This window comes from Streptomyces sp. NPDC020299 (assembly GCF_044387825.1).
Taxonomy (GTDB): Bacteria; Actinomycetota; Actinomycetes; order Streptomycetales; family Streptomycetaceae; genus Streptomyces.
Genome location: NZ_JBIRWL010000011.1, coordinates 165974 through 190663, shown reverse-complemented (window position 1 = coordinate 190663; position 24690 = coordinate 165974). Strand labels below are relative to the sequence as shown.

Genomic DNA, 24690 nt, shown 5'->3' with positions numbered 1-24690 from the left:
CCAATTCGGGCAGATTACTCAGATGCGTCGCAGCCGGATGACCGCCGCATCGAAGTCGCCGCGCAAACCCGTACGCAGCCCGTGGTGCAGCAGAACGGCACCCCGGTGGATTTCACCCGTTTCGCGGCATTCGTACGACGCCGTGGGGTCGAGGCCGCGCAGCCGCAGCGCGGGGACCGGCTCGCCGTACCGCTGCGCCTGGAGCCAGGCGAGGACGACCGTCTCGCCCCCGAGGACGTACTGCACCGCGCTCAGCCCGCCCTCCGGCGGCCGCAGCCGATGGAGGTCGCCGCGCTGCACGACCGGGCGGATCTTTTTGTAGAGCTCCACCCACTCCCGGGCCTCGGCGAGTTCCCCCTCCGTCCACTCCGAGAGGTCGCCACCGACGCCGAGAACCCCGGCCATGGCACTCACGAAGCGGAACTTCAGGGAGCTGACCCGGTCGTTGAGCTGGGTGTTCGGGCTGTCGGTGACCCAGGCGGCCATGACCCGCGCGGGATGGATCTGGCTGAAGCCGTGCTGGATGGCCAGCCGGTCCAGCGGGTCGGTGTTGTCGGAGGTCCACACCTGGTCCGTACGGCTCATGACGCCGAGGTCGATCCGGCCGCCACCACCCGAGCAGGACTCGAAGGCGACGCCCGGGTGGGCCGCCCGCAGCCGGTCGAGGAGCCCGTAGAAGCCCCGGACGTGGTCCACCCACAGGCGCTGCGGGTACGGCTCGGCGGGCCAGCCGGCGTCGGTGAAGCAGCGGTTGAAGTCCCACTTCACATAGTCGACCGGGGCGCTGGACAGGAGCCCGTCGAGCTGCTCCCAGAGGTACTGCCGGACCTCCTCGCGGGCGAGGTTGAGGACGAGCTGGTTGCGGAACTCCGTCCGCTTCCGTCCCGGCTGGAACTGCGCCCAGTCCGGGTGGGCGCGGTACAGCTCGCTGTCCGGGTTGACCATCTCGGGCTCGACCCAGATGCCGAACTGCATGCCGAGGGCGTGCACCTGGTCCGCGAGAGGCTTGAGGCCGTTCGGGAAGCGGTCGGGGTTGGGCGTCCAGTCGCCGAGACCGGCGCGGTCGCTGGTGCGGGCACCGAACCAGCCGTCGTCGACCACGAACAGCTCGACACCGATCGCCGCCGCCCGCCGGGCGAGGGTCGCCTGCTGCTCCTCGGAGATGTCGAAGTTCGTCGCCTCCCAGGAGTTGAACAGCACGGGCCGGTCGCGGTCGGCGTCCGGGATGACGTACGCCCGCTGATAGGCGTGCCAGGCACGGCTGGCACCGCCGAAGCCGCCGTCGCTCCACAGGCCCGCGAAGACGGGCGTGGTGTACGACTCCCCCGGCGCCAGGGTCAGCAGGCCCGAGTCGTCGTAGCCGGCGCCGCCGGTGATCTGCACGCGCGCGTCGGGGAGTTGGGCGACCGCGATCCGCCAGGACCCCGACCAGCCGAGGGCGCAGCCGTAGACCTCCCCGTGCTCCTCGCCGGCGCCGGTGTCGAGGGCGACCCAGGGCAGGTGCTGGTGACCGGTGTGACCGCGGCGGCTGCCGATGACCTTGTCGCCGTACGTGAGCGGAGCGCTGGTCAGCCGGGACTCGGCGGCCCAGCGGCCGTGCAGCTGGGACAGCCGCCAGCCGTCCCGGTCGGGCAGGGTCCAGGTGGCGGCGTCGGCGCGCAGCAGCTCCACGCGCGCGTCGCCGCCGTTGCCGACCGTCACCCAGCGCTCGACGACGTCCCCGCGCATCCGGTAGTGGAGCGTGACGGCAAGACCGCCGTCCCTGAAGCGCAGCCGCAGCTCGTCGCCCTCGGTGTCGTACGCCTCGAAGGTCCACTCGGTGCCGCGCCGCTCCTCGGTGCGCACGGACAGGGCGGGCCGGACGAAGCGGGGACCGCCCTCCACCGGGTACTCCTCGCGGCCGTCGAGCGGGGACTCGAAGGGCCAGTAGCCGGGCAGCGGACGGACGGCGAGGGCCTCGGCGTCGGCGAGCGCGACGCGCGGGCCCCAGTGGAGGTGGAGCAGCTCGTGCGCCTCCGTGAGATGCAGCGCGTAAGCGCTGGTGGGCCCCGTCAGGAGCCACGTACGACCGTTTTCGGCGATATCCACCATCGAACCCTCACAGGTGCCAACAGATCCGCTCACGCCCCAACATCATCAAGCGCCCGCGGCCCCGAGGCAACGCCTGTGGACAACTCATTGCCTGGGAAAACCGATGTCGTATCGTCGACAGCGTGCCCGCCGGCGAGCCGCGACGACGGGAGCGACCGCGAGGAGCCCACGTGACGCAGCAGGTCCCGTCGACCGAGCCGGAGCTGTCCGGAGTACGCAATTTCCGGGACGTGGGCGGCATGCCCACGACGGACGGACGGCGGGTGCGCTCCGGGGTGCTGTTCCGCAGCGGTCATCTCGCGCACGCCACCGATCAGGACGCGGTGTTCCTCTCCACACTGGGCCTGCACACGGTCTTCGACTTCCGCAACGCGGCCGACAAGAAGCTCGAGGGCCCGGACGTCGAGCTGCCCGGCGTGCGCAATGTGAACCTGCCGCTGAGCGACCCGGCGGACGGCGCCGAGTTCTGGAAGATGGTCCGCGACGGCGACCTCGACCAGCTGCGCGTCATCCTCGCGGACGGCAAGGCGGCGAACCGGATGATCACCTCGTACCGCCGGATCGTGAAGGAGCGCACGGCCGAGCACTCCCAGGTGCTGCACGCCCTCGCCGAGGACAGCGTCCCCGCGCTGATGCACTGCGCGGCGGGCAAGGACCGCGCGGGCATCTCCGTGGCCGTGACCCTTCTCGCGGTGGGTGTGGAGCGCGAGGCGATCGTCGCCGACTACCTCGAGTCCAATGCCAAGCACCGGCGTTACCGGGTGCGCCGAAACGGCAGCCCGGACACCGCGTACACCCCCGAGGTGATGGAGCTGCTCAGCCCGCTCTTCGACGCGCGGGCCGAGTATCTGGCTGCGGCCTTCACGAGCATCGAGGAGACGTGGGGCGGGGTCGACACCTATCTGGAACAGGGCCTGAGGCTCACCCCTGGGACCCGGGAGCGGCTGCGCGAACGCCTCCTCGACTGACGGCGACTGACGACGGGTGACGGCGGCCGGCTGCGGTCAGCCCTTGGCGCCCACCGCGAACAGCAGGTAGAGGAACGCGGCGAAGAGGTGGCCGACGGCGATGTAGATGATCAGCCGGATCCACAGGGAGCGGGGGAACTTCTCCTCGTAGTCGCTCATGGCAGCTCTCCAGTCAGGGGGCCCAGGCACAGGGTGGCCGTGGGGCTCTGCAGCAGGGTGTGGACGAACAGCAGCTCCACGCCGTCGTGGTCCTCGGCGGCGAGGCGGTGCGGGGTGAGCGAGTCGAAGTGCGCGCTGTCGCCGGGCGCGAGCAGGTGCGCGCTGTCGCCGAGGCGCAGTCTGAGGCGGCCCCCCAGGACGTAGAGCCACTCCTCGCCGGGGTGGACCCGCACGATGTCGCCCTGGGTGCCGTACGGCACCCGGACGCGCAGTGCCTGCATGCCCCGCCCGGGGGATCCGGCCTGGAAGTACGTCCAGCCGCCCGCCCGGGTCGGCTCCATGTCGGCGGCGCGCACGATGGCGTCCCGTTCGGCGACCGTCTCGCCGAGCAGCTCCGAGACGGTCGTACTGTAGATACGGGCCAGCGCGAGCAGCATGGGCAGCGAGGGCTGGCGCCCGCCGGTCTCCAGCCGGGAGAGGTGGGCGGGCGAGAGGCCGGCGGCGCGGGCCGCGGCCTCCAGGGTGAGGCCGGCGCGCCGGCGCAGGGCGCGGAGCTGCGGCGCCACGGCGGGCAGGTCGTCGCCCTGGCCTGCCGGCGGCGCGGCTTCTGAGGCGTTCATGCCTCCATTGAGCCTCGATTTTACCTGTGGGGCAATTTCTTTGCCCCGGAGGCAAAAACGGGCCGCCCGCGGACTTGCTCTCGGCCCCCTCGCGCTCCAACTGGGGCTCGTGGCCGCGACGAGCGTGTGGCCCACGCTCACGTTCATGCTACTGCCCTGGTCGCTCCTCGCCGGTGGACTCTCCGTCACCTTCGGCGCCATGGGCCTGTACTACCCGGGGCGCGGTGTCGGCCGCCTGTGGACATCCGCCGTCGGCCTGGTCCTCGGAGCGACCGGGCTCGCCGATCTCTTCCTCCTCTTCGTGGTGCTGCCCGGCTAGGGCCGTCAGCGGTTGGCCACCGCCTGCTTGATCAGTGTCTTGCCGAAGTCCCACATCAGGCCGCCGCCGCTGTGCGCGTCGTCCATCACGGCGGTGAAGGCGTCGACGAACCGGTCCACCTCCCGCTCGCCGATGACCAGCGGCGGGATCAGCTTGATCACCTCCAGGTGGTCGCCGGAGACCTGGGTGAGGATGCGGTGCCGCTGGAGCAGCGGGACGACCACCATCTGCGCGAACAGGCCCTTGCGGGCGGCCTGGAGCATGGTCCAGCGGCTGCGCAGTTTCAGCGAGCTGGGCCTGCCGAACTCGATGCCGATCATCAGGCCCCGGCCGCGGACGTCGGCGAGCAGCTCGTACGTGCCGGTCAGTGCGGCGAGCCGGGACTTCAGCCGCTCTCCGGTCGCGCGGGCGTTCGCGACGATCTGCTCGTTCTCCATGACCGACAGCACGGCGAGGCCGGCCGCCATGGCCTGCGCGTTGGAGCCGAAGCTCGCCGAGTGGACCAGCACCCGGTCCATGGACGAGTAGACCTTCTTGAAGATCCACTCCTTGCCGAGGGTCGCACCGACCGGGACGTATCCGCCGGACAGGGCCTTGGCCACGCACACCAGGTCCGGCTCGACGCCGTCCTCGTGCTGGTAGGCGTAGAAGTCGCCGGTGCGGCCGAGGCCGGTCTGCACCTCGTCGGCGATGAGCAGGGCCTTGTGCCGGTGCAGCAGTTCCTGGGCGGCGCGCAGATAGCCGGGCGGGGCCTCGTGGACGCCCTTGCCCTGGATCGGCTCGACGATCAGGGCGGCGACGTCGCCCTTCTTCAGCTCCCGGGCAAGGGCGTCCAGATCGCCCAGCGGTACGGCCGTGTCGGGCAGCAGCGGGGCGAAGCCGTCCCGGAAGCCGTTCTCGCCGTTGACCGACAGGGAGCCGGTGGTCAGGCCGTGGAAGGCGTGGTCGCAGTACAGGACCCTGGGTCTGCCGGTGGCGTACCGGGCGAACTTCAGGGCGGTCTCCACCGCCTCGGTGCCGCTGTTGCCGAAGAACACCCGGTCCAGGTGCGGGCTGTGGGCGAGGAGCTTCTCGGCCAGCAGCCCGGGCAGCGGCTGGCAGTCGAAGCGGGTGAGGTCGGCGAGGGAGGCGTCGAGGACGTCGTGCAGCGCCTTGCGGACGACGGGGTGGTGACGGCCGAGGCCCATCACCCCGAACCCGGCGAGCATGTCGAGGTAGTCGTCGCCGTCCGTGTCCCAGAAGTAGGCGCCCTCGGCCCGCTCGTAGACCTTGTCGAAGCCGATGGTGTGCAGCATGCGCGGCAGCTGGTGGTTGAGGTACCTGGCGTGCAGCTCGTAGCGCTCGGCTCCGCGCTCGGCCAGGAGTGCGCCGAGGTCGAACTCCGTGGTCATTCAGCGTTCTCCTGATTCTTCGCTCTCCGGGGGCCCGGGCCGGCGGCTTCCCCGACGGCCAGGCTCGCGCCGATCCGTCCGGCCACCTCGACCGGCGTCAGCCCGATGTCGGCCAGCACCTCGCCGCGCTTGGCGTGCGCGAGGAACTGCTCGGGGATCCCGAAGCGCCGTACGGGTACGTCCACGTCGGCGTCGCCGAGGGCCAGCGCCACGGCGGAGCCGACACCGGCCGCGCGGCTGTTGTCCTCCACGACGGCCACCAGCCGGTGCCCGGCGGCGAGCCCGGGCAGCGCCGGGTCGACGGGCTTGACCCAGCGGGGGTCGACCACCGTGCAGCCGAGGCCCCGGGCCTCGAGCAGCTCGGCCGCCTGGAGGCACACCGGCGCCATCACGCCGACGGCGACGAGGAGCACCTCGGGGTGTTCGGCGCGGTGCAGCACGTCCATGCCGCCGACGTGGCCGACGGCCGGGATCTCGGGGCCGACGGCCTCCTTGGGGAAGCGGACCAGGGTGGGCGCGTCGTCGACGGCGACGGCCTCGCGCAGCTGGGCGCGCAGCTGTTCGGCGTCGCGCGGCGCGGCGATTCTGAGGCCGGGGACGACCTGGAGCACCGACATGTCCCACATGCCGTTGTGGGAGGGCCCGTCGGCGCCGGTGACACCGGCCCGGTCCAGGACGAAGGTGACCCCGCAACGGTGCAGCGCCACGTCCATCAGCAGCTGGTCGAAGGCACGGTTGAGGAAGGTGGCGTACACGGCGACGACCGGGTGCAGGCCTCCGGTGGCCAGGCCGGCCGCCGACACGGCCGCGTGCTGCTCGGCGATGCCCACGTCCCACACCCGGTCCGGGAAGCGTTCGGCGAACCTGCCGAGGCCCACCGGGTGGAGCATGGCCGCCGTGATCGCCACGACGTCCTCCCGCTCCTCGCCGATCCGCACGATCTCGTCGCCGAACACCGAGGTCCACGACGGGCCGCCGGCCGGGACGAGCGGGGCGCAGGTCAGCGGGTCCATGACGCCGACGGTGTGGAAGTGGTCCTCCTCGTGGGCGAGGGCGGGTTCGTAGCCGCGGCCCTTCTCCGTGAGGCAGTGGACGAGGACGGGCCCGTGGAAGCGTTTCGCGCGGCGCAGCGCCGACTCGACGGCCAGGATGTCGTGGCCGTCGATGGGGCCGACGTACTTCAGGCCCAGGTCCTCGAACATGCCCTGCGGGGCGAAGGCGTCCTTGAAGCCCTTCTTCGCGCCGTGCAGGGACTCGTAGATCGTGCCGCCGACCACCGGAGTGCGCAGCAGGACGTCCTTGCCCCAGGCCAGGACCTTCTCGTAGCCGTCGGTGGTGCGCAGGGTGGCGAGGTGGTTGGCGAGACCGCCGATGGTGGGCGCGTAGGAGCGCTCGTTGTCGTTGACGACGATGATCAGCGGCCGGTCCCTGGCGGCCGCGATGTTGTTCAGCGCCTCCCAGGCCATGCCGCCGGTCAGCGCGCCGTCGCCGATGACCGCGACGACGTGCCCCGTCCCGCCCTGCACCTGACGGGCCTTGGCGAGCCCGTCGGCCCAGCCCAGCGCGGTGGAGGCATGGCTGTTCTCGATGACGTCGTGCTCGGACTCCTCGCGCGAGGGATAGCCGGACAGGCCGCCCTTGCCGCGCAGCTTGGAGAAGTCCTGACGGCCGGTCAGCAGCTTGTGCACATAGCTCTGGTGGCCGGTGTCCCAGAGGATGCGGTCGACCGGCGACTCGAAGACCCGGTGGAGCGCGACGGTGAGTTCCACCACGCCCAGGTTGGGTCCGAGGTGCCCGCCGGTGCGGGCCACCGCGTGCACCAGGAACTCGCGTATCTCTTCGGACAGTTCACCGAGTTCCGCCTCGGACAGCGCTTTCAGGTCGCGTGGTTGCCGGATGGTCTCCAGAATCGTCACGATCGGGCCCCCTCCAGGTCCGTGCTGGCTTCGGACTCACTTCATCTGCTCGGCGAGCTTCAGGGCCTCCTCGATCAGGGTCTCCACGATCCTGGACTCGGGGACGGTCTTGACGACCTCGCCCTTGACGAAGATCTGGCCCTTGCCGTTGCCGGAGGCGACGCCGAGGTCGGCCTCGCGGGCCTCGCCGGGGCCGTTGACGACGCAGCCCATGACGGCGACGCGCAGCGGGACCTCCATGCCCTCCAGGCCGGCCGTGACCTCGTCGGCGAGCTTGTAGACGTCGACCTGAGCGCGGCCGCAGGACGGGCAGGAGACGATCTCCAGCCGGCGCTGCCTGAGGCCCAGCGACTGAAGGATCTGGATGCCGACCTTGACCTCCTCCACGGGCGGCGCGCTCAGCGACACCCGGATCGTGTCGCCGATCCCCCCGCTGAGCAGCGCCCCGAAGGCGACGGCCGACTTGATGGTGCCCTGGAAGGCCGGACCGGCCTCCGTGACGCCCAGGTGGAGGGGGTAGTCGCACTCCGCGGCGAGCTGCCGGTAGGCCTCGATCATGACGACCGGGTCGTTGTGCTTGACGGAGATCTTGATGTCCCGGAAGTCGTGCTCCTCGAAGAGGGACGCCTCCCACAGCGCGGACTCGACCAGCGCCTCGGGGGTCGCCCTGCCGTACTTCTGGAGCAGGCGACGGTCCAGCGAACCGGCGTTGACGCCGATGCGGATCGGCGTGCCGTGGTCCTTGGCCGCCTTCGCGATCTCCCTGACCTTGTCGTCGAACTGCTTGATGTTGCCGGGGTTCACCCGCACCGCCGCACAGCCCGCCTCGATCGCGGCGAACACGTACTTCGGCTGGAAGTGGATGTCGGCGATGACCGGGATCTGCGACTTGCGTGCGATCGTCGCCAGCGCGTCCGCGTCGTCCTGCGTCGGGCAGGCGACCCGCACGATCTGACAGCCGGACGCGGTCAGTTCCGCGATCTGCTGCAGGGTGGCACCGATGTCGGACGTACGGGTCGTCGTCATCGACTGCACCGACACCGGGGCCCCGCCCCCGACCGCCACCGGCCCGACCTGGATCCGCCGCGACACACGCCGCGGCGCCACCGGCCGGACCGGTACCTCGGGAACGCCCAAGGGGACGGCGGTCATGACGTCACTCCCGGTTCCCGGAGACCGTCTCGCGCATGGCGCGCAGGGACTCCTTGAGCGACCCCATGGTGGCCAGCACGGCGGTGGGCTCGTAGCCGCAGTGCGCCATGCAGTTGGCGCAGCGCGGGTCCTTGCCCCGGCCGTACTTGTCCCAGTCGGTGTCCTCGATGAGTTCCCGGTACGTCGGCACGTACCCGTCGCTCATCAGATAGCAGGGCCGCTGCCAGCCGAAGAGCGAGTAGTTCGGGATCGCCCAGGCGGTGCACGGGAAGTCGACCTTGCCCTCCAGGAAGTCGAGGAACAGCGGGGAGTGGTTGAGCCGCCAGCGGCGCCGGTTGCCGCCCGCGAAGGCCTTCTTGAACAGCTCGCGGGTCTGCTCCACGCCCAGGAAGTGCTCCTGGTCGGGCGCCTTCTCGTAGGCGTAGGCGGGCGAGATCATCATCTCGTCGACCTCGAGGTCGTCGTTGAGGAAGTTGAGCACCTCGATGATCGTCTGCGGGGTGTCCGTGTTGAAGAAGGTCGAGTTGGTGGTCACCCGGAAGCCGCGCCGCTTGGCCTCCTTGATGGCCGCCACCGCCTCGTCGAACACGCCCTCCTTCGCGACCGACTCGTCGTGCCGCTCCCGCAGCCCGTCGATGTGCACCGCGAACGCGAAGTAGGGAGAGGGCTTGAACTTGTCCATCTTCTTGCGCAGCAACATGGCGTTGGTGCACAGGAAGACGTACTTCCGCTTCGCCACCAACTGACGCACGATCTCGTCGATCTGAGGGTGCATCAGGGGTTCGCCGCCGGCGATGGAGACCATGGGCGCACCGGATTCGAGCACCGCCCCCACGGCCTGCGCCACCGGCATGCGCTGCTTGAGCACCCCTGCCGGGTGCTGGATCTTTCCGCAGCCCTCGCACTTGAGGTTGCAGGCGAAGAGGGGCTCCAGCTCCACGATGAGCGGGAACTTGTCCCGCTTACGGAGTTTCTGTTCGGCCAGGTATGTAGCGACCTTGATGGACTGACGCAGCGGCATGGCCATCTGGCTCACCTCCGGGGGAGCAGCAAAGAACGGTGCCATTCGTGGAAAACGGGAAGGACGGAGCGAAGAACACGGAAAGCCGATATTCCACCGCGCACCGTGCCGATCCGGACGAGTTCATGTTCTGGAGCGTCCACGACCACCCGGACGGCCGCAACCGGGCGCTCGCCCGCGCGGACGGCGCTCAGGAGTGTGGCCGCCGACTCCATGTCGACCGCGATCGCGCCGGTCGAGAGCAGACCGGCCCGCTCCTGACCACGCACGACGTGGTCGGAGCCGGTGAGCGGGCCGGTGTGGACGGTGCGCCCGGGCAGGATGCGCGCGAGTTCCTTGACGAGCAGGTCGGTGCCGACGCAACCGACGCTCCCGCGCGGGTCGCGGGTCTCCTCGGCGACGACCAGGTCGCCGGGGTGCATACCGGGAGCCAGCCCCGCGCAGAAGCCGGAGGCCAGGACGGCGGCCCCGGTGAACCCCGGTTCGGCCAGCAGCCGGGTGACGGACCGTTGTGCCGCCCTGGGCCCCATGCCCGTACGCAGGACGGTCACCGTGCCGCCCGCGCCTCGCCGCCGGTGCAGGGCGAGACGTTCGATGCCGAGCGCGCAGGCGATCAGCAGCGGGGGCGGGGCGGGCTGGGTGCTCATCAGCTCCCCTCGGCCTCGGCGAGGGGCCTGTCTGCGGACCGCGTGACGAGCTCCGGGACGGGCAGCTCGGCCGGCTGCCGGGCGGGCTTCACGGTGAACGGCTCGCCGTGCAGATAGCGACCGAGCGCGGTGAGCGGGAAGACCTGCCGGTAGAGGTGGTAGTTGATGGAGAAGTCCCAGGGGAAGCCGGTGCCCGTGAAGTACGGCTCGTCCCAGGAGCCGTCCTCCCGCTGGGTGTCCGCGAGCCACTGGACGCCGCGCTCGACGGCCTTGGAGTCCCGCTTCCCCGCCGCGAGCAGCGCCATCAGCGCCCACGCGGTCTGGGAGGCGGTGGAGGCGCCCCGGCCGCTCCACTGCCTGACGTACTTGTAGGAGCGCAGGTCCTCGCCCCAGCCGCCGTCGTCGTTCTGCACCGACTCCAGCCAGGTCACCGCCCGGCGGATCGCGGGATGCGAGCCCGGGAGGCCGGCCGCGGTCAGGGCGGGCACCACCGACCCGGTGCCGTAGACGTAGTTGACGCCCCAGCGCCCGAACCACGAGCCGTCCGGCTCCTGTTCGGCGAGCAGCCACTGGATGCCGCGCCGGGTGCGCGGATCGTGGGCGAGGCCCTCGACCGCGAGCATCTCGACGACGTGCGCGGTGACGTCGGCGGAGGGCGGGTCGATGACCTCGCCGAAGTCGCAGAACGGCAGCCGGTTGGGGAACGGGCTGGTGTTGTCGACGTCGAAGGCGCCCCACGCGCCGTTCTTCGACTGCATGCCGAGGTTCCAGCGCACCCCGCGCCCGATCGCGTTGTCCACGCGCTCGGGGTCGTGGTGCTTGACCCGGCGCAGGGCGAGGGCGACCTCGGCGGTGTCGTCGATGTCGGGGTAGTTGTCGTTGTGGAACTCGAACGCCCAGCCGCCCGGCGGGAGTCCGGGCCGCCGGACCGACCAGTCGCCGGGCCGCACGACCTGCTCGCCCAGCATCCAGTCGGCGGCTTTGACGAGCGCCGGGTGGTCGGCGGGGAGCCCCGCGTCGGCGAGGGCGATGGCGGCCAGGCAGGTGTCCCAGACCGGCGACTGGCAGGCCTCGATCATCCGGGCCCCGTCCTCGCGCCACACGGCGAAACGGTCCAGCGACTGAAGGCCCGCGCGCATCACGGGGTGCTTCAGGTCGTAGCCCAGCAGGTGCAGCGCGATGACCGAGTACACGGCGGGCGGCTGGATGCCGCCCCAGCAGCCGTCGTTCTCCTGCCGTTCGATGATCCAGCGGGCGGCGGAGTGCATGGCGGCCCGGCGCAGCCGGCGCGGGGCGACCTTGCGCAGCTTGTGCAGCGCCTTGTCCAGACGCTGGAACGCGCCGTCCCAGCTCGCGGCCGGCGCGAGCGGCTCGGCCGGGTTGGGGTGCGCAGGGTCGGTGTGCAGCTCGTCGAGCGGGAAGGGCGCGGGACGCACCGGGCGCTTGGCGGAGACGATGGTCAGCGGCACGATCGTCTGCCGGGCCCAGCAGCCGAAGTCGTAGATGTTGAGCGGGAACCACTTCGGGAACCAGATGAGCTCCGGCGGCAGTTCGGGCAGGTCCTCCCACTTCCACCAGCCGAACAGGGCCAGCCAGATCCGGGTGAAGACCCGGGCGGCGGCGATGCCGCCCCGCTCGCGGATCCAGGCCGAGGCCCTGCGCATGTGGGGGGCGTCCGGTTCGTCGCCGGCCAGGCGGAGCGCGACGTAGGCCTCGACGGTGGCGGAGAGATCGCCGGGGCCGCCGTAGAAGGTGGCCCAGGCGCCGTCCTCGCGCTGCTCGCCCCGGATGAAGAGCCCGGCGGCGGCGGTGGTCGCCTCGTCCTGGATGCCAAGGAACTGACGCAGCAGCAGGTCCTCGGCGTCCATCGTCACATTGGTCTCGAGGTCGCCCTTCCACCAGCCCTCGGCGTCCTGCCGGGCCAGCAGGAAGTCGGTGGCGCGCCGGGCGGCGCGTGCGGCGGCGTCGTGCACCCCGGCCGCCACGGGAGTGGTGATGTCGGTTTCGCTGGCCGCGGCAGCCCGGGACGGCAGTGTGGCCCCGGTGCTTCCGTCGGTCGTCGCTGTCATGGCTTCCCCTTCGTGCAGTCGTACCAGTCGTGCTGCTGTGGGTCCGCCGTCGGCCGGTGCGCGGGTGCGGTACGCAATGCCACGCCGCACCGGCCGGCGACTACGCGAGGGCTGTTCGACCGATAGGACTCATCTCTTCCGTACGACGACGAAGTCGGCGAGCGCCGTGAACGCGGCCCGGACGCGGTCCGGCATGTCTACGGCGTCGAGGGCCCCGATGGCGATGGTGTGCTGACGGCGCGCCTCCTCGGCCGTCCACTCACGGCCCCCGGCCTTCTCGATGAGGGCGGCGCGCGCCGCGAACTCCTCCTCGGAGAAGTTCTCGAAGTCGCTGCTCTTGGCGTCGGCGGCGAGGATCTCGCCGAGCCGCTCGGAGGCACTGCCGCCCGCCGCGAGCGCGGCCACCACCGGCAGGGACTTCTTGCGCTGGCGCAGGTCGCTCCAGGTCTGCTTGCCGGTGGCCTCCGGGTCGCCCCAGATGCCGAGGAGGTCGTCGACGGCCTGGAAGGCGAGGCCGAGGTGGTAGCCGTACTTCTCCAGGGTGTCGGCGGTGCGCTCGTCGGCGCCGCCGAGCACCGCACCGATGGAGGAGGCGCAGGCCAGCAGGGCGCCGGTCTTGTTGCCCTCCATCTCCAGGCACTCCTCGACGCTGACGCGGTCGCGGTGCTCGTAGGAGATGTCCTGCGCCTGACCGTCGATCAGGGCCCGGGTGGCGGTGGTCAGCCGGCGCGTGGCACGGCCCGCCTCGACCGTGCCGAGCTCCAGGAGGACCTCGTTGGCCAGGGCGAACAGGGCGTCGCCGACGAGGATGGCCTGGGCGGGGCCGTGCACCTTCCACACGGTGTCGCGGTGCCGGCGCTGTTCGTCGCCGTCCATCAGGTCGTCGTGCAGCAGCGAGAAGTTGTGGACCAGTTCGACGGCGACCGCACCGGGGACGCCGGTCTCGGGCGCGGCCCCGGTGACCTCGGCGGAGAGTACGGCGAGGGCGGGGCGCACGGCCTTGCCGCCGTCGCCGTCGGCCGGGTTGCCCGCCGCGTCGATCCACCCGAAGTGGTAGGCGGCGACGGTGTCCATGGGAGGCGCGAGCCGGTCGACGGCCGCCCGCAGCACCGGTGTGGCCAGCGTCCGGCCGCGCTCCAGGAGCGCGGCCACATCCACCGCGGTCTCTCGAGCGGCCTTGTCGGCCGGGGGCACAGTGGGCACAGTTACTCCTCTTGTCGCGGTGCCGGGGGTGCGGGGGCCCGCCGCGTGCCGGTCGGGCGTCACGCCGCCTCCTCGAGCTCGAAGAGATGGCGGGGGCGGGGACGGCCCAGGGCGCTCAGCGCGGCGTCGGCCGCGCTCACTCCGCTGCGGACCGCACTCTCCATGGTCGCGGGCCACCCCGTGGCGGTCCACGCTCCGGCCAGGTAGAGGCCGGGGGCCTGGGTGCGGGCGCCGGGCCTGAGGCGGCCGACGCCGGGGACGGGGGCGAAGGTCGCCGTGCGCTCCCTGGTGACGAAGAAGTCCCTCACCTCGGCGCCGCGCGCGCGGGGCAGCAGCCGCTGGAGTTCGGGCAGATAGCGTTCGCGCAGGGCGGCGACGGGCGCGTCGATCTCGTCCTGCGCGGCCGACTGGGACAGGGCGAGGTACTGGCCCTCGCCGAGGCCGGACGCCTCCGTGCGGTCGAAGACCCACTGCACGGGTGTGCCCAGGGCGGCGAAGAAGGGCCTGCCGAGCACCTTGCGGTCGTAGACGACGTGGACGTTGAGGATGGGCGCGGTGCCGATCTCGAGCAGCCGCCCGGGGGCGTCGAGGGCGCCGGGCGGCAGCAGGTCGTGCGCCTCGCGCTGCGGTACGGCGAGCACCACCGCGTCCGTCAGGAGCGTCTCGCCGGGAACCTGAACGTTCCAGCTCCCGTTCTCGTTGACAGAGACGGAGGTGACGCGTGAACGGACCTCGGTACGCACGCCCGCGGAGTCGAGCGCCTTGCGGGCGAGACGGTCGTGCAGTTCGCCCAGCGGCACTCGGGCCCAGCCGATGTCGGCCGCACCCGGGTCGGACAGCAGACCGGTCTTGAACACCATCGCGGCGAGCCCCAGCGAGGCGTCGCCCGCGACCGCGTTGAGAGTGGCGACCCCGACCAGGTCCCACAGGGCCTCGACGGCACGCGCCGACTGGCCGTGAGCGGCCAGCCAGCTGCCGAAGTCGGTTGCGTCCAAGGCCGGATCGGCGAGGTCCAGCCCCTTGAGCGCGAGCGCGGCACGCCCGACCCCGGCCCGCTCGGCAAGCGAGAGGTGCGGGTACGTGGCGAGGCTCCGGCCCAGGTGCAGGGGTACGGGCAGCGCGTCGCGCCGCAGTCTGCCGAGCCGTCGGCCCTCGGGCCGTGCGACGTCGAGCACGGGCACGTCGAGACGATCCTGCAGCGGTGCCAGCGCCGCACCCTCGATACGGTCGAGGAACCAGCGGTAGGCCGTGCAGCAACGCAGGTAGACGTGCTGTCCGTTGTCGACGGTCAGCTCGCCGCGCCGGAAGGAGAAGGCGAGGCCGCCCAGTCTCGGCCTGCCCTCGAGCAGGGTCACCTGGACGCCCGCGTCGGCGAGCGCGAGCGCCGCGGTGACACCGGCCAGCCCGCCGCCTACCACCACGGCGGTGCGCCCGGCCCGCCCCGGGGTGGCCTGGTGGCCGGCCGGTGGTCGGCCGGACGGCGTGCCGTCGGTCATCGTGCGTCCTCCCGTGCGGGCCCGCGGTGCTGACGGAACGATGCACCGCGGACCGTCGCAGTCAGGGACGCCGCGCCGCTGCGGAGGGTTGCGTGCCGCATGCCGGGGGTGGAGTCCTCCTCGCCCAGGGGGTCCATCAGGCGCGCCTCCTGACGGTCCGCCGGGAGCTGTGGCGGGTCACGTGCCGGGTGTCGAGGCCGGACAGACCGCGCACGGCGACGTACGCCTTCTCGCGCCCGGGCAGCGAGACCCGGCCGCGCAGCACGGCCTGAGGCTCGCGCTCGATGCGGTCGAGCAGCCGGCGGTAGATGCCGGCCATGGCGGCGACGCAGGCGCCGCTGCGCCGGTCGAGCATGGGCAGCAGCCGGTAGCCCTCGGCGAAAAGGGCGCGGGCCCGCCGCACTTCGAAGTGCACGAGGCCCGGGAAGTCGGAGCCCTCCGGTGGCGTCGGCCCGTCCAGGCCCGCGGAGCAGCCGAATTTGGCGAGGTCGTCGGCGGGCAGGTAGGTGCGGCCGCCCTCGGCGTCCTCGCGGACGTCCCGGAGGATGTTGGTGAGCTGCAGGGCGAGCCCGAGCGTGTCGGCGTACTCGGGTGCGCGTTCGGCGCCGCGCGCCCCCGGTTCCGTACCGAACACGCCGAGCGAGAGGCGGCCGATGGCGCCGGCCACGCAGCGGCAGTAGACCTTGAGGTCGTCCCAGGTCTCGTAGGTCTCGCCGCGCACGTCCATCTGGACGCCGTCGATGAGTTCGTCGAGGCCGCCGAGCGGGATCGGGAAGACCTCGGCGGCGTGGGCGAGGGCGACCGCGACCGGGTCGGTGTCGTCCTCGGCGACCGTGCCCTCGCGGATCCGGGTGAGCAGCGCCCGGGTGTCCTGGAGGCGTTCTGTCTTGACGTCGTCCGCCAGCTCGCCGTCGCCGATGTCGTCGACGCGCCGGGAGAACGCGTACAGCGCCGACATCGCGCGGCGCTTGGGCGTGGGCAGCAGCCTGATTCCGTACGCGAAGTTCCGGGCCTGCTGCCCGGTGACGGCCTCGCAGTAGCGGTAGGCGGCGAGTACCGGTGCGGACACGTGCGGTACGGACTCCACGGTCCGGATCACCCCTCTCCTCGCAGAGTCGAGCCCACCTCACGCAGCAGCAGAGCCTTGCCGGGCTTGGGCGGGCCGGGAAGTACGTCGTATTCGGCGGCGGCGATCGCGTGGATCGCCGCCCTTCCCCCCGCCACGAAGCCCGCGAGCAGCAGCCTCAGCCTGCCGTGGACGCTACCCACCAGAGGGGCGCCTTCATTCAGGAGATCGCGGGCGCGTTCCGCTTCGTACGCGACCAGTGCGCGCACCTGTGCGCCCGCGGTCGTCATGGCGAGATCCGCCTGCTGGACCTGAAAGCGTTTCAGGTCCTCGGCGGGCAGATAGATCCGGTCGCGGCCGAGGTCCTCGGCGACGTCCTGGAGGTGTTCCACGATCTGCAGAGCGGTGCAGATCCGGTCGGACAGCCGGATCCGCTCGGGGGTGGCGGCGTCGGTGACGGCGAGCACGAGACGGCCGACGGGGTTGGCGGACAGTGCGCAGTAGGCGAGCAGGTCGTCGTAGGTCTCGTAGCGGGTGACGAGCTGGTCCTGGCGGTTGGCGGCGATCAGGCCGAGGAACGGCTCGGGGGTGAGGGAGCAGCGGCGCACGGTCGGCTGGAGGCGGCGCAGCAGGGGGTGGTGCGGGGTGGCGTCGAAGACCCGGCGCAGGTCGGCCTCGAAGGCGTCGAGGAGGACGAGGCGGTCCTCGGCATCGGCGGCCGACACGCCGAGCAGCCGGGCGTCGGCGCCGCCGGGGGCGAGGTCGCCGTCGCCGATGTCGTCGACCAGGCGGGCGAAGCCGTAGACGGCCATGAGGTCGTCGCGCCAGGCGCGGGGCAGGAAGAACGGCGCCACGGGGAAGTTCTCGCCCGCGGCCTTGTCGAGTGTGGCGCGTTCCGTGTCGCGCGCCGTGTCGGTTCCCGTCACCGTGCTCCGCCCGGGGCGGGGACGGCACGTGCTGCGTTGAGCTGGGGAGTTTCCGTAGCCATTGCCGTCACATCTCCCGTTCTACACCGCCGACCCAATACTCACTATTTCGGACACGCCGCCCGGCCGTCCGTGGGGCGGCCCTGGCGGAGGGTGTCGCGTATTATCGCCCCACTTGCCGCTTTCCGGGGCCGGTACAGCTTACGTTGTACAACGCGGTCAGGACCCTCGGGGTGTCCTGCGCATCACAACAACACACCGATTGGCGTCAAGATTCCTGACGCCAGCAGGAGTTGACGTTTCCTTTGCAGACGCGGGGCCCCACCGAAAAGGTTCCGGCGGGGCCCTGGCCGAATCGGGTCACTTCCCCGTGAACTTCTCGTATTCCTTGAGGACCTCTTCGGTGGGGCCGTCCATGCGCAACTCGCCGCGTTCCAGCCACAGGACGCGGTTGCAGGTGTCGCGGATGGACTTGTTGTTGTGGCTCACCAGGAACACGGTTCCGGCTTCCTTGCGCAGTTCCCGGATGCGTTCCTCGGAGCGCTTCTGGAACTTGCGGTCGCCGGTGGCCAGCGCCTCGTCGATCATGAGGACGTCGTGGTCCTTGGCGGCGGCGATGGAGAAGCGCAGCCGGGCGGCCATGCCGGAGGAGTAGGTGCGCATCGGCAGGGTGATGAAGTCGCCCTTCTCGTTGATGCCGGAGAAGTCGACGATCTCCTGGTAGCGCTCCTTGATCTCCTCCCGCGACATGCCCATGGCGAGACCGCCCAGGATGATGTTCCGCTCGCCGGTGAGGTCGTTCATCAGGGCGGCGTTGACGCCGAGCAGGGAGGGCTGGCCGTCGGTGTAGACCTTGCCCTTCTCGGCCGGCAGCAGGCCGGCGATGGCACGCAGCAGGGTGGACTTGCCGGAGCCGTTGGAGCCGATCAGGCCGATGGCCTCGCCCCGGTAGGCGACGAAGGAGACCCCGCGCACGGCGTGCACCTTGCGCACACCCCGCTCCTCGCCCCTCTTGAGGATCCGGCTGAGGGCGGAGGTGGCGCTGCCCTTGCCGGTCTTGGCGCCGTTGACGCGGTAGACGATGTGCAGCTCGTCCGCGATGACGGTGGGGCGGCGCTCCCCGGTCTGCTGGTCAGCCACGGCCGTACCTCTCCTCCGCCTTCCAGAAGTACACGAAGCCGCCGACGAAGACGACCACGGCCCAGAACAGGGCGATGGCCCACACGTGCGGCGGCAGGTTGCCGGCGCCGTAGCCGTCGATGAGTGCGAAGCGCATCAGGTCCATGTAGACGGCGGCCGGATTCACCTCGAGCACGCGGGCGACGGCCTGGGAACGCCCTTCGAGCATCTTGTTGATCGAGAACATGACGCCGGACGCGTACATCCAGGTACGCAGGATGAACGGCATCAGCTGCGCCAGGTCCGGCGTCTTGGCACCCATGCGGGCCACGATCAGCGCGAGCCCGGTGTTGAACAGGAACTGCAGCGCCAGCACCGGCACGATCAGCAGCCAGGACAGGCCCGGGTAGCTGCCGAAGCCGATCGCCACGACGAACAGCACGAGCATCGAGAACAGCAGTTGCTGGAGCTGCTGCAACGCGAAGGAGACGGGCAGCGAGGCCCGCGGGAAGTGCAGGGCGCGCACCAGTCCCAGGTTCCCGGAGATCGCCCGTACACCGGACATGAGCGAGCTCTGGGTGAAGGTGAAGACGAACACGCCGGTGACCAGGAACGGGATGTACACGTCCTGGGACATGCCCCGGCTGGCGTGCAGGATCAGGCCGAAGATGAAGTAGTACACGGCCGCGTTCAGCAGCGGCGTGGCCACCTGCCAGAGCTGGCCGAGCTTGGCCTGGCTGTACTGGGCGGTCAGCTTCGCCTGGGAGAAGGCGAGGATGAAGTGCCGCCGCCCCCACAGCTGACGGACGTACTCGACGAGCGAGGGCCGGGCGCCGCTGACGGTCAACCCGTACGTGGCGGCGAGCCGTGCCGCCGTCAGTCCCTCGTCGGGCGACGGGGCCGCGCTCACCGCGATGCCGCCGTCGTGCGTTGTGTCACTCACGGGTGGGAAACCTTCGTCTTCGAGTGCATGCCACTACTTCGAGTACTGCCGAGTACTTTCGAGTACTTCGTCGAGCTTGTCAGATCACCGGGGGGCGACCCAGCCGGGTGAGCCGCCACACGGTGCGCCACCTCATCGGCCGCCGGGGCCCGCACGGATCGGTCCAGCCCTCCTTGAATCCGCCGAACCAGGCCTTCAGGGCCGGGCGGGAGGGGCGGCGCAGCAGGGTGAGCAGCATCCAGACCCCGAGGTAGACCGGGACCAGGAGGGCGGGGAGGTTCCGGCGGGCGAGCCAGACCCGGTTGCGGGCGACCATGCGGTGGTAGACCGCGTGCCGGGAGGGCGCGGTCGTGGGGTGGTACAGCACCATGTCGGACCGGTAGTCGATCATCCAGCCCGCGTCGAGGGCCCGCCATGCCAGGTCGGTTTCCTCGTGGGCGTAGAAGAATTCGTCCGGGAGCCCGCCGACTTCGGCGAAGACCCGGGTCCGGACGGCGTTGGCGCCGCCGAGGAAGGTGGTGACCCGGGAGGAGCGCAGGGGGTCGGAGGCCCGCAGCCGCGGCACGTGGCGGCGCTGGGTGACGCCGGTGTCCGGGTCGGCGATGCGGAAGCTGACGATGCCGAGCTTCGGGTCGGCGGTGAAGGCCTGCCGGCACAGCTCGGCGGTGTCGTGGCCGGCGAGCAGCCCGTCGTCGTCCAGGAAGAGCAATATGTCGACATCGCGGCCGCCGGGCCCGAAGGCCTCTATGCCGACGTTGCGGCCGCCCGGGATGCCGAGGTTCTCGGGCAGCTCGATGGTCCGTACGCCCTCGGGGACGTCCGGGACGGGCGAGCCGTTGCCGACGACGACCACCTCGACCCGGTCGCCGTCCTGCCCCGCGACCGAGTCGAGCAGGGCACGCAGTTCGTCGGGGCGGTTGCCCATGGTGATGATCACCGCGCCGACCCGCATGGCCGTGCTCACTTCAGCCTGCTGGAGGCGAGGATGGACACCAGGTGCAGCACGGTCTGGAGCAGCGCGATGCCGGCCAGCACCGCGACGCCGAGCCGGGTGAAGAACAGGTCGCCGCGCGCCTGGTCGACGACGGCCAGCACGAGGATGAGCAGGGACGCCTCGATGCCGAGGATCAGCCGGTGGAACTTGAACGCGGCGGCGGCCCGGCGGGCCAGCGCCATACCGGAGGTGCGCATCTCGGCGGCGGCCTCCTGCACCGGCGGCTTGCCGGCCTGGTGCCGGGCGACGCCGACCAGGTCGGTCTCGGCCTTGATCAGGATCGCGCCGAGGGCGGCCAGCGTGCCGAGGAAGGCCCACAGCCAGTCGATACGGCCGGTGCCCCACAGGTCGGCGGCGCGCAGCCCGAAGCCGGCGAGGACCGCGGCGTCGGTGAGGTAGGCGCCGACCCTGTCCAGGTAGACGCCGTTCAGCGAGTACTGCTTCTTCCAGCGGGCGATCTCGCCGTCGACGCAGTCGAGCAGCAGATACATCTGGACGCACACCACGCCGAGTACGGCGCCCCAGATCCCCGGCACGAGCAGTGCCGGGGCCGCGAGCACTCCGAAGACGGTCATCAGGTACGTGAGCTGGTTGGGCGTGACCCTGGTGTTCACCAGGTAGCGGTCGACCCGCAGGGACACCTCACGCATGTAGAGGCGTCCCATCCAGTGCTCACCGCTGCGCCGGTCCTTGACCCCTGCGGGGTGTACGACCGGACGGAGTTCAGCTACCGATGGCCTTGACATAGTCGGCGTAGATGTCCTTGATCTGGTGGGTCTTGAGGTCGAGGTGCTCGATGATCGTGTAGCGGCCGGGCCGGGTCTCCGGGGCGAACTCCACGGCCCGGACGAACTCGTCCACCGTGAAGCCGATCTCCTCCGGCAGCACCGGCAGCCCGTGCCGGCGCAGGACGCCGGCCATGTAGGCCGACTCCTCGTGGGCTCCGCGCAGGTACATCGCGAAGGCCGCGCCGAGGCCGCACTGCTCGCCGTGGGCGGCTGCCCGCTTCGGGTAGAGCAGGTCGAAGGCGTGGTTGATCTCGTGGCAGGCGCCCGAAGAGGGGCGGGAGTCGCCCGACACGGACATGGCGATACCGGTGAGGACGAGTGCCTCGGCCAGCACCTGGAGGAAGCCGTCGTCGCCGACGCCGCCCGGGTGCCTGAGCACCGCCTCCCCGGCCTGCCGGGCCATGGCGGCGGCCAGGCCGTCGATCTTCTCTCCGTTGACGCGGTTGGACAGTTCCCAGTCCGCGACCGCGGAGATGTTGGAGATGGCGTCGCCGATGCCGGAGCGCACGAACCGGACGGGAGCCTCACGGATCACGTTCAGGTCGATGACGACCGCGATCGGGTTGGGCACGCCGTACGAGCCGCGCCCGGCGTCGTTGTCGAGGGTCGCGACGGGCGAGCACAGGCCGTCGTGCGCGAGGTTCGTCGCGACGGCGACCAGCGGCAGGCCGACGCGGGCCGCCGCGAACTTGGCGCAGTCGATGATCTTGCCGCCGCCGAGGCCGACGACCGCGTCGTAGCGGCCGGCCTTTATGTCGCCCGCCAGCCGGACCGCGTCGTCGATGGTGCCGCCGTCCACCTCGTACCAGGTGGCGCCGGGCAGCGAGGGTGCGATCCGCTCCCGCAGCCGGGCGCCCGAACCGCCGCTGACGGCGATGGCGAGCCGGCCCGACTGCGAGATCCGCTCGTCCGCGAGCACACACCCCAGGTCGTCGAGGGCACCCGGGCGGATGTCCACGACGACCGGCGAGGGGATGAGCCGGGTCAGTACTGGCACGCGATCTCCCGTCCCCGGGCGAGGTCGTCGTGGTTGTCGATCTCGACCCACGGCACGTCGCCGATCGGCGCCGCGTCGATGGTGAAGCCGACGTTGATGAGCTCCTGGTAGCCGTGCTCGTAGAACTGCTGCGGGTCCCTCTCCCAGACGGTCTTCAGCGCCTCGCCGAGTTCCTCGGCGGCCGAGCCCTCGATCAGGGTGACGCCGATGTACTCGCCGGTGGCCTCGGCCGGGTCCATCAGCTTGGTGATCCGCTGGACGCCCATGTCGGGGTCCACGACCACCTTCATCTCCTCGTCGGCGAGGGGCTTGACGGTGTCCACGGCCAGGATGATCTGCTTGAACTCGTCCCGCGCGGCGAGCAGCGTCTTCTCGACGGAGACCGGGTGGACGGTGTCGCCGTTGGCGAGGATCACGCCGTCCTTGAGGGCGTCACGGCCGCACCACAGGGAGTAGGCGTTGTTCCACTCCTCGGCCTTGTCGTTGTCGATGAGGGTGAGCTTGAGGCCGTACTTGGCCTCCAGCGCCGCCTTGCGCTCGTACACGGCCTCCTTGCGGTAGCCGACGATGACCGCGACCTCGGTCAGACCGATCTCGGCGAAGTTGCCGAGCGTCAGGTCCAGGACCGTCGGTTCGCCCTCTATGCCCGCGGGGCCCACCGGCACCAGAGCCTTGGGAAGGCTGTCGGTGTAGGGGCGCAGGCGCCGTCCGGCACCGGCCGCCAGCACGAGGCCGATCATGCGGGTTCTCCTTCGTCGTGTACGGCGGGGGCGCCACCCTTGTGGGCGGCCACCCAGAAGCGGATGCTCTCGGCGAGCACCACCACGGCGACGGCCACGGCGAGGACCGTGAGCGCGACCTTGAACTGCGAGGCGGTGAGCAGCGCGGCCAGCACCGTGACCAGCAGCGTCCGTCCTTCCTGCCCCCCTACGGCGCGCACCAGCCAGGCCGGCGGCGCTCCGGCGTCGCCGCGGATGCGGTACACCGTGTCGTAGTGATGGTAGGCGACGGCGGCCACCAGCCCGAAAGCCGCGGGAAGGCTTCCGTTCATGTCCGCCCGGGCCGCCAGCACCAGGACGGTGCCGTACTCGGCGGCGCGGAACAGGGGCGGGACGAGCCAGTCGAGGGCGCCCTTGAGGGGGCGGGACAGCGCCTGACCGGCGGTGACCGTGTAGACGACGGCACCCGCGACGGGTGCCCAGGTCACCCCGGAGAAGAGGGCCACGGCGAGGACGGCCGTGCCCGCGAGCGCCACCAGGAGCGGGGCACCGAGGGAGGCGCGTGTGGCACGTCCCACGAGTGAGGCGAGCGGGCCGTTGTCCGCGAGGTCGGCCAGCGCCCGCGCGGCACGGTCGGTGCGCCGAGCCTTCCGGGTGAGTGAGCGGAGCACCCGGCCCGCCGTGGTGTACGTCGCGGCGAAGGCGCAGCCGACCAGCAGGACGTAGAAGGTGATGCGGGGGGTGGTGGCCGCCGTGAGGACCGCGATCATGGCCCAGCGTTCGCCGATGGGGAGCACGATCATCCGCCGCAGCCAGACCGTCCAGCCGACGCTGTCGAGCTTGTCGGAGAGGGCCGCGGTGGGGCTGGTGTTGGCGGTGGCGTCGTGGTTGGCCTCGTTGAAGGAGAAGTCCACGACGTGCCGGCAGGTCTGCAGCACCATCGCGCCGAGCGCGAGGGCCCACACGTCGTCGCCGCCCCGGGCCGCGCCGAGGGCGAGACCCGCGTAATAGGCGTACTCCTTGGCCCGGTCGAAGGTGGCGTCCAGCCAGGCGCCGAGCGTGGAGTACTGCAGCGAGTAACGGGCCAGCTGGCCGTCCGTGCAGTCGAGCACGAAGGAGGCGATGAGCAGCACGCCCGCGGCGACGAAGCCCGCGCGGGTGCCGGTTGCCGCGCAGCCCGCGGCTATCAGTGCGGTGAGCAGGGAGGCGGTGGTGACCTGGTTGGGGGTCAGGCCGCGGCGGGCGCACCAGCGGGCGATGTAGCGCGAGTAGGGGCTGATGAAGAACGTGGTGAAGAAGCCGTCGCGGGCCTTCACGGCCGACTTCAGGCGTACCGCCTCGTCGTCGACGGCGGCGACGGCCTGCCGGGCCTCGCCCAGCGCCTGCGGGTCGGCGGGGACGGCGGCGACCAGGCTGCCGAGGTCGGGCCGGTGCACGTCGGTGCCGTCGGCGTCGAGGGCGAGGGCGAGGCGGTCGGCGAGGCTGTCCACGGCGAGGGCCGTGCCGCCGCCCGCGGAGGTCTCCCGCGCGATCGCCCGGGTCAGCGCCTGCCGGCCGGCCGGCTGGGCCGTGACGGCGCCGTGGACGGCGGCGAGCGGGAAGCGGGGGTCGGTGAGGCCGAGACGGAGCGCGTGCGGGTGGCCCACGAAGCGGGCGTCGACGACGGCCACGCGTTCCTGGGCGGGAACGGCCGCGAGGAGCGTCTCGGTGTCGGAGGCGTCGGTGGCGTGGAGCACATCGAAGCCGAGGGACCGCAGATCGCTCTCGAGCGACGATCCGGGGACCGGCTGACCGGTCACGATGGCGGTCGACAACCGAACTCACTCCCTGGGTGCCGACGCGTGAGCGCCGGTCGTCTGCATGATGGGGCGCCGCTTGCCTGGGCACCCGGGCGGCATGTCGGCAGAGGCTATCGGATGACGACAAGCCCGTGTTCACCGCCCGTTCACGGGCCGGTCGACACGGTCCGCACCGGCCTTTGCCGCGATCATCATCGGTGATCCGGGGGCCGCCCCACAAACCGTGCCCGGTACGGGACCACGCGGGTGGCGGGCATCCGGGACACATCCGGGACATTGGGGACGGC

Annotated in this window: 23 protein-coding genes; 2 read left to right on the top strand and 21 right to left on the bottom strand. The window is 71.4% G+C overall.

Features of this window, described 5'->3' with window-relative positions; translation table 11 throughout:
• Nucleotides 1-18 precede the first annotated feature (18 nt).
• Complete coding sequence (locus ACH45E_RS27415) at nucleotides 19-2091, bottom strand: alpha-galactosidase (protein ID WP_361446940.1); 2073 nt, start codon at nucleotides 2089-2091, stop codon at nucleotides 19-21.
• A 170-nt stretch (nucleotides 2092-2261) separates the two neighbouring features.
• Here ACH45E_RS27415 and ACH45E_RS27410 point away from each other — a divergent pair, with 170 nt between their 5' ends.
• Nucleotides 2262-3059, top strand: a complete 798-nt coding sequence (locus ACH45E_RS27410; RefSeq protein WP_361446680.1) for a tyrosine-protein phosphatase — start codon at nucleotides 2262-2264, stop codon at nucleotides 3057-3059.
• A 36-nt stretch (nucleotides 3060-3095) separates the two neighbouring features.
• On the opposite strand, the gene ACH45E_RS27405 is transcribed toward ACH45E_RS27410, so the two are convergent.
• Together ACH45E_RS27405 and ACH45E_RS27400 are read right to left on the bottom strand one after the other, a co-directional pair.
• Nucleotides 3096-3218 carry a DUF6126 family protein gene (locus ACH45E_RS27405; protein WP_361446678.1) on the bottom strand — a complete coding sequence of 41 codons (123 nt, stop codon included), beginning with the start codon at nucleotides 3216-3218 and terminating at the stop codon, nucleotides 3096-3098.
• Nucleotides 3215-3838, bottom strand: coding sequence for an XRE family transcriptional regulator (locus ACH45E_RS27400; RefSeq protein WP_361446676.1), 624 nt, complete (start codon nucleotides 3836-3838; stop codon nucleotides 3215-3217). Before ACH45E_RS27400 ends, ACH45E_RS27405 begins: the two co-directional genes overlap by 4 nt.
• A 145-nt stretch (nucleotides 3839-3983) precedes the next feature.
• Between ACH45E_RS27400 and ACH45E_RS27395 the strand changes: the two genes are divergently transcribed.
• Nucleotides 3984-4157: a hypothetical protein gene (locus ACH45E_RS27395; protein WP_361446674.1), complete on the top strand. Its 174-nt coding sequence runs from the start codon at nucleotides 3984-3986 to the stop codon at nucleotides 4155-4157.
• 5 nt (nucleotides 4158-4162) lie between these two features.
• Here ACH45E_RS27395 and ACH45E_RS27390 read toward each other — a convergent pair whose 3' ends face one another.
• The 18 genes from ACH45E_RS27390 to ACH45E_RS27305 form a co-directional block, all read right to left on the bottom strand.
• On the bottom strand, nucleotides 4163-5548 hold the full coding sequence (locus tag ACH45E_RS27390) for an aspartate aminotransferase family protein (protein WP_361446673.1): 1386 nt from the start codon (nucleotides 5546-5548) through the stop codon (nucleotides 4163-4165).
• A complete protein-coding gene (gene dxs / locus ACH45E_RS27385; RefSeq protein WP_361446671.1) occupies nucleotides 5545-7464 on the bottom strand; it encodes a 1-deoxy-D-xylulose-5-phosphate synthase in 1920 nt (639 codons plus the stop codon). The genes ACH45E_RS27390 and dxs overlap by 4 nt, the downstream gene beginning before the upstream one ends.
• Before the next feature lie 36 nt (nucleotides 7465-7500).
• Nucleotides 7501-8616, bottom strand: coding sequence for a flavodoxin-dependent (E)-4-hydroxy-3-methylbut-2-enyl-diphosphate synthase (gene ispG / locus ACH45E_RS27380; RefSeq protein WP_361446669.1), 1116 nt, complete (start codon nucleotides 8614-8616; stop codon nucleotides 7501-7503).
• Between the two features lie 4 nt (nucleotides 8617-8620).
• Complete coding sequence (gene hpnH, locus ACH45E_RS27375; protein ID WP_361446667.1) at nucleotides 8621-9643, bottom strand: adenosyl-hopene transferase HpnH; 1023 nt, start codon at nucleotides 9641-9643, stop codon at nucleotides 8621-8623.
• 5 nt (nucleotides 9644-9648) lie between these two features.
• Complete coding sequence (locus ACH45E_RS27370) at nucleotides 9649-10284, bottom strand: 1-hydroxy-2-methyl-2-butenyl 4-diphosphate reductase (protein WP_361446665.1); 636 nt, start codon at nucleotides 10282-10284, stop codon at nucleotides 9649-9651.
• On the bottom strand, nucleotides 10284-12353 hold the full coding sequence (gene shc / locus ACH45E_RS27365) for a squalene--hopene cyclase (RefSeq protein ID WP_361446663.1): 2070 nt from the start codon (nucleotides 12351-12353) through the stop codon (nucleotides 10284-10286). Before shc ends, ACH45E_RS27370 begins: the two co-directional genes overlap by 1 nt.
• Nucleotides 12354-12482: 129 nt before the next feature.
• A complete protein-coding gene (locus ACH45E_RS27360) occupies nucleotides 12483-13547 on the bottom strand; it encodes a polyprenyl synthetase family protein (RefSeq protein WP_361446938.1) in 1065 nt (354 codons plus the stop codon).
• 68 nt (nucleotides 13548-13615) lie between these two features.
• Complete coding sequence (hpnE, locus tag ACH45E_RS27355; protein WP_361446661.1) at nucleotides 13616-15052, bottom strand: hydroxysqualene dehydroxylase HpnE; 1437 nt, start codon at nucleotides 15050-15052, stop codon at nucleotides 13616-13618.
• A complete protein-coding gene (locus ACH45E_RS27350) occupies nucleotides 15049-15153 on the bottom strand; it encodes a DUF6380 family protein (protein WP_361446936.1) in 105 nt (34 codons plus the stop codon). The genes hpnE and ACH45E_RS27350 overlap by 4 nt, the downstream gene beginning before the upstream one ends.
• Nucleotides 15154-15188: 35 nt before the next feature.
• On the bottom strand, nucleotides 15189-16151 hold the full coding sequence (hpnD, locus tag ACH45E_RS27345; RefSeq protein ID WP_361446659.1) for a presqualene diphosphate synthase HpnD: 963 nt from the start codon (nucleotides 16149-16151) through the stop codon (nucleotides 15189-15191).
• On the bottom strand, nucleotides 16148-17044 hold the full coding sequence (gene hpnC, locus ACH45E_RS27340) for a squalene synthase HpnC (RefSeq protein WP_361446657.1): 897 nt from the start codon (nucleotides 17042-17044) through the stop codon (nucleotides 16148-16150). The genes hpnD and hpnC overlap by 4 nt, the downstream gene beginning before the upstream one ends.
• Nucleotides 17045-17404: 360 nt before the next feature.
• Nucleotides 17405-18184, bottom strand: a complete 780-nt coding sequence (locus ACH45E_RS27335) for an ABC transporter ATP-binding protein (protein WP_361446655.1) — start codon at nucleotides 18182-18184, stop codon at nucleotides 17405-17407.
• Complete coding sequence (locus ACH45E_RS27330; RefSeq protein ID WP_361446653.1) at nucleotides 18177-19106, bottom strand: ABC transporter permease; 930 nt, start codon at nucleotides 19104-19106, stop codon at nucleotides 18177-18179. The genes ACH45E_RS27335 and ACH45E_RS27330 overlap by 8 nt, the downstream gene beginning before the upstream one ends.
• Before the next feature lie 79 nt (nucleotides 19107-19185).
• Nucleotides 19186-20070 carry a glycosyltransferase gene (locus ACH45E_RS27325; RefSeq protein ID WP_361446651.1) on the bottom strand — a complete coding sequence of 295 codons (885 nt, stop codon included), beginning with the start codon at nucleotides 20068-20070 and terminating at the stop codon, nucleotides 19186-19188.
• Nucleotides 20067-20846 (bottom strand): CDP-alcohol phosphatidyltransferase family protein, encoded by a 780-nt coding sequence (locus ACH45E_RS27320; protein WP_361446649.1) that lies wholly within the window; start codon nucleotides 20844-20846, stop codon nucleotides 20067-20069. Before ACH45E_RS27320 ends, ACH45E_RS27325 begins: the two co-directional genes overlap by 4 nt.
• A complete protein-coding gene (locus ACH45E_RS27315; RefSeq protein WP_361446647.1) occupies nucleotides 20824-21885 on the bottom strand; it encodes an iron-containing alcohol dehydrogenase family protein in 1062 nt (353 codons plus the stop codon). The genes ACH45E_RS27320 and ACH45E_RS27315 overlap by 23 nt, the downstream gene beginning before the upstream one ends.
• Nucleotides 21873-22625, bottom strand: a complete 753-nt coding sequence (locus tag ACH45E_RS27310) for a phosphocholine cytidylyltransferase family protein (RefSeq protein ID WP_361446645.1) — start codon at nucleotides 22623-22625, stop codon at nucleotides 21873-21875. Before ACH45E_RS27310 ends, ACH45E_RS27315 begins: the two co-directional genes overlap by 13 nt.
• On the bottom strand, nucleotides 22622-24418 hold the full coding sequence (locus ACH45E_RS27305) for a DUF5941 domain-containing protein (RefSeq protein ID WP_361446643.1): 1797 nt from the start codon (nucleotides 24416-24418) through the stop codon (nucleotides 22622-22624). Before ACH45E_RS27305 ends, ACH45E_RS27310 begins: the two co-directional genes overlap by 4 nt.
• Nucleotides 24419-24690 lie beyond the last annotated feature (272 nt).